The organism is Roseovarius sp. A46 (assembly GCF_004126395.1).
GTDB lineage: Bacteria > Pseudomonadota > Alphaproteobacteria > Rhodobacterales > Rhodobacteraceae > Roseovarius > Roseovarius nitratireducens.
Map to the genome: position 1 here is coordinate 1 of NZ_PVWS01000082.1, position 246 is coordinate 246.

The 246-nt window shown below is 69.5% G+C and carries 1 pseudogene; it reads left to right on the forward strand.

Annotation, left to right across the window (positions count from 1 at the left end):
- Window positions 1-246: pseudogene (locus C6W92_RS17795) on the forward strand (hypothetical protein); the annotation flags it as partial.

Below are 246 nucleotides of genomic sequence, written 5' to 3' on the forward strand. Positions count from 1 at the left end.
GCTGGCAGGCCTTCGTCAATGCCGACGAGGACGGGTTCGTGCGGCGCGTGAGCGTGAGCCCGGGCAACCGGGCCGAAGTGGACAGCCTGTGTGATCTGATGGTCGGCGACGAGACCGCCCTCTATGCGGACAGCGCCTATATCGGGCCGCGCACCCGGGCGCTTCTGGCGCACCACGCGATGCGCGATCAGGTGCAGCGGCACGGGGTTCGCAGGCGCAAACTGACGCCACAGGAGCGTGCCCGGA